Below are 12455 nucleotides of genomic sequence, written 5' to 3' on the forward strand. Positions count from 1 at the left end.
CGAACACCCCGTCCTGCGGTAACCAACCCGCGCATATCAGTCTGACCGCGCGTCGCCAACGACACGCTCACCACCTACCCAGGCCGGCGAAGCAGAGGCGCCCGCCCCCAGTAACGGGGGACGGGCGCCTCACCCTGCCACTTGACAAAAACGGCTACATATCAGCTGGTGCTGGATTGAAGGGCGCGGAGCCCGAGGACGAAGCCGAGGATGGCCGTGGCGATCGCTGCGAGAAATCCGGAGCCGACATTCCAGGTGGCGAGGTGACCGGCGAAAAGGTCGCGTTCGGCGTTGACGACGTGGGTGAGGGGGTTGAACTGTGAGAGGACGCGAATCCACGGGGGGCCGTCATCGAGAGGAAGCAGCATGCCGGAGAGGATCATCAGCGGGAAGAGGAGTGTCTGTTGGATCGTCCAGAACATCCAGTCCTGCTTGCGCACCGCGATTGCCAGGGCGTAGCTGAGTGAACCGATGCCGACTGCCAGGATGCCCACGAGCAGGAGCCCGATGGCGCCGCCTGGAATGCTTGGCCTGAATCCGAACGGGATCATGACGAGAACGATCACCACCGCCTGGATGACGATCGGCACGAACGCTTTGAGTGATCGTCCGATGAACAGTGCGGATCGGGTCAACGGGGTGACCAGGAGGCGTTCGTGGGAGCCGCCCTGCATGTCGTACTGGAGGTTTGAGCCGGTGGCTGCGGTGCCGAAGAGCGAGGTCATGACGAGGATGCCGGGGACGAACCATGCCCAGGGTGATTCCTGGTTCGGCGCTGCGGTGGCTGCGACGAGCGGGCCGAAGAGCAGCAGGAAGAAGAGCGGCTGGATCATGCCGACCACGATGGAGAACGGGTCGCTGGCGACTGGGCGCAGTTCGCGGCCCATCACGATGAGGGTGTCGGTGAACGGGTTGCGGCGTGGTGGGGCTGTGGTCGTGGTCATTTCGAGGGCTCCTGGAGTTCTTGGTTCGGTTCGTTGATCTGGTTCTCGTCGGCGGTGATCTCGCCGGCGTCGCGCAGGCTCCGCCCGGTCAGTTCGAGGAACACGTCGTTGAGCGTGGGGAGCTTCGTATCCGCGGCTGTCACGGTGATGCCGTGGCTCTGCGCGGCGGCGATCGCGGCGGGGAGGGCCACGCGCCCGTTGCCCACCTGTGCGATGACCGTGCTGCCCTGTGTGGCGACGGTGTGAACCCCGTCCGTCGCCGCGAGCAGGCTGCGGAGTTGTTCGGCGGTGGTCGCCTCGAGCGTGTCGAGGGTTAAGCGGTCGCCGACGTGTTTCTGCTTGAGCCGTGTCGGGGTGCCGTCCGCGATGATGCGTCCGTGGTCGATGATGACGATGCGATCTGCCGCCTGATCTGCTTCCTCCAGGTAGTGGGTGGTGAACACGATCGTCATGCCGGTCCGCTGCCGGGTTCGGGCGACGTGATCCCAGAGATTGCTCCGGTTCTGGGGATCGAGCCCGGTTGTAGGCTCGTCCAGGAAGAGCAGGGGCGGGAGATTCACCAGCCCGATCGCGAGGTCGAGACGGCGCCGCTGACCACCGCTCATCTCCTGGCTCTTGCGCTTCTGCAGTTGCTCCAGGCTCAGGATCGACAGCAGTTCGGCGGCTCGTGCTCGGGCCGCCGCGCGGCCGAGGCCGTAGATGCGGCCCTGTGTGATGACCTCGTCGATCACGCGTTGGGTGTGTCCTGCGCCGTTGCCCTGGCCGACGTAGCCGATGCGCTCGCGCACCTGCGAACGTTGCGTGATCACATCCAAGCCGGCGACTTCTGCGGTACCGCTCGTGGGAGGCAGGAGGGTGGAGAGCATCCGCATGAGCGTGCTCTTGCCAGCGCCGTTGGGGCCGAGAACGGCCACCGTCTCTCCCTGCGCGACGGAGAAGTCGATGCTCTGGACGGCGAGGACGTGGTCGCCGTCGGGTGCGCGGAAGCTCCGCGAAAGGGATGTCGTCGTGATCATGTGCTGGCTGTGCTCCGTTCCTTCCGGTGATGACATGCACCAACCTCACGGTCGTTGTGGTCGGTATACGGCCACAAGTGGAGATAGCCTTGCTCACATGTCCACCGGCACCCGAGCGCTCGAACTCCTCGGCCTGCTCCAGGCACGACGCCATTGGCCGGGCGACGAGCTCGCACGCCGCCTCGGGGTCAGCCAGCGCACGCTCCGCCGCGACGTCGACGGGCTCCAAGAACTCGGCTACCCGATCACCACGACACGCGGGACCGGCGGCGGGTACCAGCTCAGCCCGGGTGCGTCGCTCCCGCCGCTGGTGCTCACTGAGGACGAGGCTGCTGCGGTTGTCTTGGGTCTCAAAGAGACCGTCGCGGGCATTCACACCACCTCGGGGGATGCCGCGGTCAGCGCGATGGCCAAGATCGTCCAAGTGCTTCCGGTACGCATCCGCCGCCGTATCGACAGCCTCCGGAATGTTGCGATCCCGCGGGCAGCACCTCGGCGGGCCGGGATCACCGATGTCGTGGCCTTGACGACCGTGGCTCTCGCCTGCCGTGACCATGAAGCGCTGAGATTCACCTACCGGGCACGAGACGGTCAGGTCTCGGAGCGAAGCGTCCACCCGCACCGAACCGTGAGTGTGGACGACCGCCTCTACCTCGTGGCGTGGGATCTTGACCGAGGCGACTGGCGCACCTTCCGGATCGACCGGATCGACAACCCGATTCGGAGCGGACAGCGGTTCGTTCCACGCCGATTTCCCGGTTCCGATCCCGTCGAGTTTGTCCGCAGCCAGATCAGGTCGATGCCGGCGAGGTATCCCGTCCGCGCCACGGTCCGGGCACCGGCCGAACGAGTCAAGGAGGAGGTCGGGCAGTACGGGACCGTCGAGTCGATCGATGACACCTCATGCGAGGTGTTCATCCCCTCCGACTCACTCGATTGGGCAGCGTTCTGCCTCGCAGCGACCGATGCTCGCTTCCTCGTCCACGGGCCACCGGAGGCGATCAAGTACATGCGTGGCTGGGGCGAACGCCTGATCGCCGCCACGAACGAAGGACCCGCAGATGCCCAAGGCTGACACGCCGACCGTCCGGCCGGTGACGGACCGGGAGCGTCGCGCTCGAATCGGCGTCAGGCACGCTCTCGCCAGATCATCGAGAGTTCTTACTCCCGACGATGCGGCCCGGTCGGTCGTCTGCCTGCACGCGACCGACCCGCCGAGCGTGCATCTGTCCTGCTGGGCGCGCAGCGACACGTTGAGCATCGATGACGTGGAGCGGGCGCTCTACGAGACCCGTTCACTGGTGCGACAGCAGTCCATGCGCGAGACGATCTTCGTGTTCCCCCGCGAACTCGTCCCCGCGGTGTGGGGCAGCGCCGCCGCGCGAGTCGCTGCCGTCTCGCGGCGGCGACTCGTCCGAGACCTCGAACGCTGGGGCGCCGTGCCAGAAGGGGAAGGCGCCGGCTGGCTTCAAGGTGCGGAGCGCGCCGTCTTGGATCACCTTGCCGACGGGGTGCCGCGATCGTCCAGGCAACTGCGCGAGGAGGTGGCGGAAGTCGGCGGGTTCATCGTGCAGTCCCCGGACAAGGCTTGGGGCGGCAAAGTCGCCATTGCACCGAGACTGCTCGCCCAACTCAGCATGGACGGCGTCGTCGCCCGGGCTGGCAATGCCGGGGCGTGGTACACAAGCCGACCGCTGTGGACGACCACTGAAGCATGGTGGGGTGGTGACGTTCCGAAGGCACTCGAATCACGAGAAGGCTACGCCGAGCTGGTGAACCGGTGGCTGTGGTCGTACGGTCCTGGCACGGTCGAGGACATCACATGGTGGCTCGGCAGCACCAAAGCGACGGTGCGCGCGACCCTTCAGGACCTCGGCGCAGAGAAGGTGACTCTGGACGACGGCTCGATCGGCTGGCTGCGGCCAGACGACCTCGATCCCGTCAATGATCCCGAGCCCTGGGTCGCGTTGTTGCCGCTTCTCGACCCCACCATCATGGGCTGGAAAGGGCGAGACTTCTTCCTCGGGCCGCACGGATCCCAGCTGTTCGACAGCGCCGGCAACGCCGGCACCACTGCCTGGGCCGATGGGCAGGTGGTCGGCGTCTGGGTACAGGACGCCAAAGGAGTCGTGCAACTCAGATTCCTGGAAGAGATTGCTCCGCTGGCTCGTGACGCGCTGCGCGCCGAGGCTCGACGGCTCACCGAATCGTTGGACGGTCAACGAGTCTTCACCGTGTACCCGTCACCAGCGATGCAGCCCGGAATCAAGCTGCCGGAATGGTGAGGTGGGTGGTCCGCCAAGCACGGAACACTGGACTCCGACTCGCCATCCAGCCTCCTCAGAGTCACCGCACACCAGTCAGGGGAGCAGGAAATCGACGGGCGTCACACCGAGAAGTTTGCGGAAGTGGCGGGTCAAATGGGCTTGGTCATAGAAGCCAGCGGCCGCAGCAGCGTTGGCCGGGCTCATCCCTGTGAGCAGGAGGCGTCGCGCCGCGTCGACGCGCCTGCCGATCACGTAGCGGTGTGGTGGGATCCCGTATGCGTCGGAGAACGCTCGGACAAGGTGGTTCGGATGACTGCGGAGCGTGCGCGCGGCCTCCGCGATCGTGAACCGTTCGGTCAGACGGTCGTCGAGAAGTTCTCGAAGTCGACGTGCGAGAGGGATGTCCCTGGTGGTGACAGAAGTGTGCTCGAACTGTGCCTGGGCAACTTCCTGCAGCTTGTGGATGCCGTATTCGGCGCTGAGCGTGTCGGTCCGCGACGACAGCGCGCCATGTATGTATCGAGCCACTTGCACCGCACCGTCGTCGCACAGCCACGGCGATTTGGCGGCAGCGTCGACACTGCGAGGTGGTAGCCAAAACGGATCGAGGTAAATGACCCGCTTGCGAAAGGGGTGTCCTGGCGTGGCCGATTGGCCGTCGTGGGGCACACCGGGGGGCAGGAGCGTGAGTTGGGACGGTTCCGCGTGCCGTTCGGCACCGTCGAGGCGATAGGCGACTGCTCCCTCGTCGATCAGGAGCACGGTCCAGGAATCGTGCGTGTGCGTTGGATAGGAGTGCCGTCGGAACGTGGCATGCAAGACCTCTTGGACGAGTGGCACATCCGGATGCCACGCATTCACGATGTCGCCCACGTGAGAAACGTACAAGACGCGCCCGGGCGCCGGTCCGAAACTGGTGATATGGATATCGATGCCGCTGCTTCCCCTGTTCGATTCGATACGAAGGTTGCAGTTCTTCTCCGCGATGACCTCCTGTCGTGGCAGGAGCTGAACGTCACCGCGTTCCTGATGAGCGGGATTGCGACGAGTGCGCCTGACCTGGTAGGCGAGCCCTACCTCGACGGCGACGACAACGAGTACCTCTCGATGCTGCGACAGCCCATCCTGGTGTTCACTGCAGAGGCAAACAAGCTTGCCGAAGTGCGCCGGAAGGCGGTCGAGCGCGACCTCTCGATCGCCCTCTACACGCACGACCTCTTCGCCACGGGGCACGATGCGGCCAACCGTGCGGCGGTGGCCGCCGTGCCCGCGGATGAGCTCGATCTCGTCGGGCTAGCGCTGCGCGGTCCGCGCAACGTCGTCGACCGGATGACCAAAGGCGTGACCATGCACCACTAGAGGAGGAGTATCGGCCCTCGGGCCACTTTCTCAGGATGACGTGACGTCTGGCGGTCGGCAGGAAGCCTGCGACCGCGCCGACTGACCGCCGGTACACCCACTGGACGGCGTGGTCAGGGCGGGGCCGGCACAGCGATCACCGCCCACCGTCGTGGACCGGAAGAGGGGTCGCGTGAATAACCCGCTCCGGGTCGAAACGGTCCTTGATCTCCATCAGCCGGGCGGCGTTCGGTCCGTAGGCCGCCTGGGCCTGTTCCTGGTCGTCGGGCCCGAGGAAGTTCGGATAGCCGCCGGGCAAGGCGTGCGGTGCGAGCGTCGCGCTGGTGTTCCTGGTCCAGCCCGAGAGAGGTTCCCCGCGCTCGATCATCTCCACCATCAGGTGATCCTCGCGCCGACCGAAGGCCGTGTCCCGGACGTCCAGCTGAGTCGCGCGCCCGTGGAAGTGCTGGACGTTCAGGAACGAGGTGGTGTGCACCCGGGCGCTGTAGGCCTCGAGCAGGGACGCCGCTGACGCTGGGGTGAGTTGTGCGAGGTTGCGGGTCCGAATTTCATAGTGGGGACCGTTCGGAAAGGCACCGTCGAGCTGTCGCAACCTGGTCAGTGGCGACATCGCTGCGACTGTGGTGGCCAGCGGCGTTCCCAGTGCTGCGACCTCGTCCATCGCTGCCGGGCCGTCCGGAATAGCTCCCGACCAGGTGGGCGAGACCACGATCACCGGGGTGCCGTCCGCACCGGGCACGATCGCGAGCAGCACGGTGAGATCGTCAGGGGCCCTACTGACCAGCTCGGCGTATCCCGCCAGGACCTGGTCCGCCTCCTCGAGCGAGAACCGAAACGAGCCCACCAGCACCTCTGGCAGCGGGTGCAGCGCCACCTCGATCGAAGTGACCACACCAAAGTTCCCGCCGCCACCACGCAGTGCCCAGAGGAGATCGGCATCACCGTGCTGGCCGGCGCGAACCACCTGACCGTCGGCGAGCACCACTTCCGCAGCCACCAGGTTGTCCGCGGCCAGGCCGAGCCGGCCGCACAGCGGGCCGTATCCGCCGGCCAGGGTCAGTCCGACGATCCCGACCGCCCCGACCGTGCCGGTCGCCAGAGCCAACCCCTCGCCATCGGCCGCCGCGGCCACGTCGTCGGCGGTGGCTCCGCCTGCCACTGTGGCGATGCCGTCCCGGATCGAGACCTCGCGCATCTCCCGGAGGTCGATCACCAGGGCGCCTGGGCGGATCGCGCGACCGGTCCAGTCATGTCCGCCAGAGCGGACCGACACGGGCAGGCCGCACTCTCGAGCCGTGCGGAGCGCCTGCTGGACCTCCGCAGTCGACCTGCACCGCACGACCATCCTCGGCCGGTGGTCAATGGCACCGCTCCACACTGCTGCCGCGGCAACAAGCTCTGCGCAGCCGGTCACTATCCGTGCCGGATCGATCGTCCTGCTCAACGCCCCCAGCGCAGCAGCGATCCGTTCCCCCTCAGTGGTCCCCATCGGCCCATCCCCTCATCGTGAATCGTGGCTGCCAGGGTACAGATAGCCGGAAGTCGCACCACGTGTCGCGTTGCCCTAGCTTCGGACGGCGCACGTCTCGGGCCATGTCGAGCGTCACTACCCAGGCGTAGAATGCCCTGCGGACGGCTGGCCTCCACTGTCAGGCGCGAGGTGATGTCGCCACGATGGTCGGAGATGGCATGAGACAGGCCCACATCATTCAGCGGTTCGAGGCCGGAGCGATCGCCCTGCTCGCTCTCGGTGCAGTAGTGGTCGTGTATTCCGGATGGTGGTGGGTCATCTTTGCTGCCTTCGTGCTGTTCGACCTCTCGATGCTGGGATACGTGCGGTCTACCGCTGTAGGGGCGACGTCATACAACCTGATCCACAACTACGGGTTCCCGGCCCTGATCGGGCTGACCGCGTTCGTGACGCAGTCCTCATTCCCGGGCGTCTCGACGGTGGCGGGACTGCTTGCCTGCGCATGGGCATTCCATGTCGGCGTCGACCGCGCCCTCGGCTACGGCTTGAAGCTGCCCGACGCCTTCGGGCACACCCACCTCGGATGGGTCGGCAAGGATCGAGAGAGCGGGGACCAACGTTCCGAGAGCGACGCTCCGGGCAGGTGAGGCCGACGAGGGAAAAGAACTATCACCAGCTTGATAGCTTTCCGTTGTGGCTCATCTCGACGTTGCTGCAGTGACGTACTCCCTTCCCGATGGGCGGCCGTTGTTGGACGGCGCATCCTTCCGAGCAGGGGAGGGGGAGCGGGTAGCGCTGATCGGTGCCAACGGTGCTGGAAAGAGCACGCTGGTGCGGATCATCACGAAAGAGCTCACGGCCGATGCCGGCGCGGTCGCCCGCACCGGCACGCTGGGTGTGATGCGGCAGTTCCTCACCGGCGGCACGGTCCGTGAGCTGTTGCTCGCTGTGGCCCCGCCCGCGATCCGGGACGCGGCAGCGCGGCTCGCCCGGGCGGAGGCGGCGATGGAGGAGCGGGGCAGCACAGACTCGCAGATGGCGTTCGCTACTGCGGTGACCGCATGGGGCGATGCCGGCGGCTATGACGTCGAGGTGCTCTGGGACAGCTGTACCGTGGCGGCACTCGGCCTGCCGTTCGAGCAGTGCCACGATCGCCCGGTGGCGACGCTTTCCGGTGGCGAGCAGAAGCGGCTCGCCCTGGAGGCTCTCTTCCAGGGCCCGGATGATCTGCTGCTGCTGGACGAGCCGGACAACTCCCTGGACGTGCCGGGCAAGCGCTGGTTGGAACAGCAGCTTCGGACCACCAGCAAGGGTGTGCTCTACATCAGCCACGACCGGGAGCTTCTTGCCCGGAGCGCCACGGCGATCGTCACTCTCGAGCTGGGCGCTGCCGGGAGCACCACCTGGACCCACACCGGGAGTTTCGAGACCTACCATCAAGCGCGAACGGAACGCTTTGCGCGGTTGGACGAGCTCCGCCGTCGATGGGATGACGAGCATGCGAAGCTGCGTGCCCTCGTGCAGATGTACAAGCAGAAGGCCGCCTACAACTCCGATATGGCTTCCCGCTACCGCGCCGCCCAGACCCGGTTGGCCAGGTTCGAGCAGGAAGGTCCGCCCGAGGAACAGCCGCAGGAGCAGCAGCTGGCGATGCGGCTGCGTGGCGGGCGTACTGGCAAGCGGGCGCTGGTCTGTGCCGGGCTGGAGCTGACCGGCCTGATGCATCCGTTCGACCTGGAGGCCTGGTACGGCGACCGGATCGCGGTGCTCGGGTCCAACGGGTCCGGTAAGTCGCACTTCCTCCGGCTTCTTGCTGCCGGTGGCAGCGATCCCGATCTCGAGCACGCGCCGGTGACGGACCTGCTGATTGACCCGGTTCCGCATACCGGTGCGGCGAGGCTGGGAGCCCGCGTGCGCCCGGGATGGTTCGCACAGAATCGCGGACGCCCTGACCTGCTGGGGCGGACGCTGCTGGAGATCCTGCACCGCGGCGACGAGCACCGGTCCGGGATGCCTCGCGAGGAAGCGTCTCGTGCCCTGGCACGCTACGAGCTGGCACGCGCGGCCGAGCAGACCTTCGATTCCCTCTCCGGGGGACAGCAGGCGAGATTCCAGATCCTCCTGCTCGAGCTCGGCGGCGCGACCATGCTGCTCCTGGACGAACCGACCGACAACCTGGACCTCGTCTCCGCCGAGGCGCTACAGCATGCGCTGAGCCGGTACGAGGGGACGGTGCTCGCCGTCACCCATGACCGTTGGTTCGCCCGGGACTTCGACCGGTTCCTGGTGTTCGGTGCCGACGGTGACGTGCGGGAGAGGACCGAACCGGTGTGGGACGAAGGCCGCGTCGCCCGAGGTAGCCGCTGACCGGTGGAGGGCGTCCTCCGGGCGCCCCGAGGAGTCCCGTGCCCAGAAACGATCAGGGCCGCGGGTCAGCCGGTGCGGGCTGACGTCCGCTCCACACCGTCCAGGATGAGGTCGAGCCCCTCGGCGAACCAGTCCCGGTCACCGGCCGGTATCGGCTCGCCGATCAGGTGGCGCAGGCGGGGAAAGGCTTCGAGGTCGGCGCTGTGCAGGCGTTGCTGCCAGGTCCGGCCCGGATCGTCCGCGGCGTCGGCCTGCCGGGTACCCAGGACCACGCGTGCACTGCCCTGGACGTAGTTGTTGATGGTCATCACGGCACGAGCGGCGGCATGGGGCGGCAGGTCCAGCTCCTCGAGCGAGGTGAGCGCCCACTCCATCGCGGCCAGCGAAGCGGTGCCGAACGGAGGGGTGACAGTGGCGGTCGCGGTGAGCATCCACGGGTGGGCGACGAACGCCGCCCAATCCTGTCGAGCGAGAGTGTGCATCGCCTCTCGCCAGCCGAGGCCGGACCGTTCGGGATAGGCATAGGACGCGCTGACCTGCTCGACCATCGACTCGATCAGTTCGTCCTTGTCGGCCACGTGCCGATACAACGACATCACCCCAGCGCCGAGCTGCTCGGCCACCCGTTTCATGGTCATCGCGGCCAAACCTGCCTCGTCAGCGACTTCGACCGCTGCGGTGACGATCTTCTCGCGTGATAGCGGGCCCGACGGGCCGACTCGTGGGCTCACCACACTCACCTCCTCGAGGTAAGTCTAGTGCGATGCGTATGGGATACGCTACGCTGCATGCGTACGACATACGCAACGAACGATGGAGGAGTGCTATGCCCGCCTCACCCGTGAGCTCGCCCGGGGCGCGATCGCGATGGCTCGGCCTGGCAGTGCTCACGCTGCCGGTGATCCTGACCTCGATGGACATCACGATCCTGCACATCGCGATCCCGACCATCACCCACGAGCTGACCCCGAGCCCGAGCCAGACGTTGTGGATCCTCGACGCCTACGGTTTCCTGTTGGCCGGGCTCCTGATCGTGATGGGCAACCTCGGCGACCGGATCGGCCGGCGCCGGCTCCTCCTCATCGGCGCCGCCCTGTTCGGAGCGGCCTCGACGCTGGCCGCGTTCGCGCCGGGCTCCGAGGTGCTGATCGCCGCGCGCGCCCTGATGGGGGTCGGCGGCGCCACCCTGATGCCCTCGACCCTCTCGCTGATCCGGAACATGTTCACCGACCCGGGCGAGCGCACCCGTGCGATCGGCATCTGGACGGCCAGCCTGTCCGGCGGAATCGCTCTCGGTCCGATCCTCGGCGGACTGCTGCTCGAAGCCTTCTGGTGGGGATCGGTTTTCCTCATCAACGTGCCGGTCATCCTCCTCCTGCTGGTGCTCGCGGCGCGCCTCGTGCCCGAGTACCGGAGCCCGGCCTCGGCGCGCTTGGACGCACTCAGCGTGCTGCTGTCCTTCGCCGCGATCCTGCCGGTCGTCTGGGCGATCAAGGCCGCCGCCGAGGACCTCGCCCTCACTCCGTCGGTGGCCATCGGACTGGCGATCGGCCTCCTCGCCGGCGCGGCGTTCCTGCTCCGACAGCGTCGACTCCGTGCGCCGCTGGTCGATGTCGGCCTGTTCGCCAACCCGCAGTTCAGCGGTGCGGTCCTGGGCGCGGGGCTCGCGATGTTCTCCCTCGTGGGTGTGATGCTCTACAGCGCCCAGTTCCTGCAGCTCGTCGAGGGCCTCTCACCGCTGATCGCAGCGGTGGCGATGTTGCCCGTGATGCTCGCCGTGGGCCTGATGGCGGTGCTGGCTTCCGTTCTTGTGCGCCGCTTCGGGTACCCGCTCGTCTTCGGCGCCGGCGCCGCCGTGGCGGCCGCGGGAATGCTCGCTTTCAGTCGCGTCCCGGTCGAGGACGGGCTGGTGCTGGCCATCGTCTCCTCGGCGTTCATCGGTGCAGGCATTGCGCCGATGATGACGTTGGCCACCGATGTCGTGGTCGGCTCGGCGCCACCGGACCGCTCAGGTGCCGCATCGGCGCTCTCGGAGACTGCCGCGGAGCTGGGCGCTGCGCTCGGCATCGCCGTGCTCGGCTCGATCGGCACCGCCCGGTTCCGGTCCCAGGTGCTCGACGGGGTGCCGGAGGACGTCCCGACCGCGGCCACCGAGATCGTCAGCTCCAGCCTCGGCGCGGCCCTCAGCGTCGCGGAACAGCTCCCCGCCGACGGCGCGACTCACCTTGCCGATCTCGCTCGCCAGGCGTTCGTCGACGGTCTGGGTGCCGCGACCATCACCGGCGGCCTCATCTTGGTCGCGGCGGCGATCGTGTGCCCGTACCTGCTGCATCGAGGCAGTCGCGCCGCACAGGTTGCCGGCGGGTCCAGGGGGCCTCGTTGACCGGGCCGGGGGCTTGTTCACCTCCACGCGCGCCGAGGATCTCAGGGCCGGGGTGCCGCAGAGAATCCGGTCCAGCGAAGCTCGGCAGGCAGGTGGCTCATCTCGTTCATCATGCTGATGCTCGGTGGTACCGCGGGGCGGTACTCGATCACGGTCAGCGCGGCGTTCGCGACCGGGAGGCCGAACCAGCGGGTCGGCGGGGCGGCGAGGGCGTCCCGGAGCAGCCAGGCGATCTGAAACGCGTGCGTGATGAGCACCTCCCGGACGTCGTCGTGCTCGGGAGCAGTGGCGAACCGCGCCGTGAGGCGCTGAGCGATCCGGTTCCCGGCTTCGGCCTCCTCGGCGTCATAGCCATCGAAGAACGGCACCCAGGCTGCGGGCGTCTCCTCGGGTGAGGGCACATAGGGAATGTGGTCGATGAGCTCCTCGGCCGCGGCCACCGGGGTACCGGTGGCCAGCTGTCCGGCGAGCTCGACCGCGCTGGCCTCGGCCCGAGGCAGCGGCGAGTGCCAGACGGCATCGATCGGCAGGTGCGCCAGGCGCCGGCCGAGCAGCTGTGCCTGCTGGTGTCCGGTCTCAGTGAGCTCGCCGAACGGATCGGCGCTGCCGTGTCGGGCGAGGTACAGATACCTGGTGGCCATAGCCTGG

General features: G+C 67.4%; 12 protein-coding genes. 6 read left to right on the top strand and 6 right to left on the bottom strand.

All coding sequences use genetic code 11. The annotated features are described in order from the left end of the window. Positions 1-161 precede the first annotated feature (161 nt). Positions 162-887: an ABC transporter permease gene (locus FU260_RS10410; RefSeq protein ID WP_342355254.1), complete on the bottom strand. Its 726-nt coding sequence runs from the start codon at positions 885-887 to the stop codon at positions 162-164. Positions 888-940: 53 nt separating this feature from the next. Next, positions 941-1960 (bottom strand): ABC transporter ATP-binding protein, encoded by a 1020-nt coding sequence (locus tag FU260_RS10415; RefSeq protein WP_147916998.1) that lies wholly within the window; start codon positions 1958-1960, stop codon positions 941-943. A gap of 97 nt (positions 1961-2057) precedes the next feature. Here FU260_RS10415 and FU260_RS10420 point away from each other — a divergent pair, with 97 nt between their 5' ends. Together FU260_RS10420 and FU260_RS10425 are read left to right on the top strand one after the other, a co-directional pair. Beyond that, positions 2058-3035, top strand: coding sequence for a helix-turn-helix transcriptional regulator (locus tag FU260_RS10420; RefSeq protein ID WP_147916999.1), 978 nt, complete (start codon positions 2058-2060; stop codon positions 3033-3035). Continuing rightward, on the top strand, positions 3022-4245 hold the full coding sequence (locus FU260_RS10425; protein ID WP_147917000.1) for a winged helix DNA-binding domain-containing protein: 1224 nt from the start codon (positions 3022-3024) through the stop codon (positions 4243-4245). The genes FU260_RS10420 and FU260_RS10425 overlap by 14 nt, the downstream gene beginning before the upstream one ends. Before the next feature lie 75 nt (positions 4246-4320). Here the strand turns inward: FU260_RS10425 and FU260_RS10430 are convergent, their stop codons facing one another. Next, the gene (locus tag FU260_RS10430; RefSeq protein WP_147917001.1) at positions 4321-5100 is read right to left on the bottom strand and encodes an AraC family transcriptional regulator; all 780 of its coding nucleotides are present in this window, start codon (positions 5098-5100) and stop codon (positions 4321-4323) included. A gap of 48 nt (positions 5101-5148) precedes the next feature. Here FU260_RS10430 and FU260_RS10435 point away from each other — a divergent pair, with 48 nt between their 5' ends. Continuing rightward, positions 5149-5586, top strand: a complete 438-nt coding sequence (locus tag FU260_RS10435; protein WP_147917002.1) for a DUF2000 family protein — start codon at positions 5149-5151, stop codon at positions 5584-5586. 136 nt (positions 5587-5722) lie between these two features. Here the strand turns inward: FU260_RS10435 and FU260_RS10440 are convergent, their stop codons facing one another. Then, positions 5723-7075, bottom strand: a complete 1353-nt coding sequence (locus tag FU260_RS10440) for an FAD-binding oxidoreductase (protein WP_147917003.1) — start codon at positions 7073-7075, stop codon at positions 5723-5725. Between the two features lie 200 nt (positions 7076-7275). Here FU260_RS10440 and FU260_RS10445 point away from each other — a divergent pair, with 200 nt between their 5' ends. Both FU260_RS10445 and FU260_RS10450 read left to right on the top strand, forming a co-directional pair. Further along, the gene (locus tag FU260_RS10445) at positions 7276-7704 is read left to right on the top strand and encodes a DUF4260 domain-containing protein (RefSeq protein ID WP_147917004.1); all 429 of its coding nucleotides are present in this window, start codon (positions 7276-7278) and stop codon (positions 7702-7704) included. Between the two features lie 46 nt (positions 7705-7750). After that, on the top strand, positions 7751-9424 hold the full coding sequence (locus FU260_RS10450) for an ATP-binding cassette domain-containing protein (protein WP_147917005.1): 1674 nt from the start codon (positions 7751-7753) through the stop codon (positions 9422-9424). Between the two features lie 65 nt (positions 9425-9489). On the opposite strand, the gene FU260_RS10455 is transcribed toward FU260_RS10450, so the two are convergent. After that, complete coding sequence (locus FU260_RS10455; RefSeq protein ID WP_235912193.1) at positions 9490-10155, bottom strand: TetR/AcrR family transcriptional regulator; 666 nt, start codon at positions 10153-10155, stop codon at positions 9490-9492. Between the two features lie 95 nt (positions 10156-10250). Here FU260_RS10455 and FU260_RS10460 point away from each other — a divergent pair, with 95 nt between their 5' ends. After that, positions 10251-11807 (top strand): MFS transporter, encoded by a 1557-nt coding sequence (locus FU260_RS10460; protein ID WP_147917006.1) that lies wholly within the window; start codon positions 10251-10253, stop codon positions 11805-11807. Between the two features lie 41 nt (positions 11808-11848). Here FU260_RS10460 and FU260_RS10465 read toward each other — a convergent pair whose 3' ends face one another. Further along, positions 11849-12448, bottom strand: a complete 600-nt coding sequence (locus FU260_RS10465) for a histidine phosphatase family protein (RefSeq protein WP_147917007.1) — start codon at positions 12446-12448, stop codon at positions 11849-11851. Positions 12449-12455 lie beyond the last annotated feature (7 nt).

This window comes from Ruania zhangjianzhongii (assembly GCF_008000995.1).
GTDB lineage: Bacteria > Actinomycetota > Actinomycetes > Actinomycetales > Beutenbergiaceae > Ruania > Ruania zhangjianzhongii.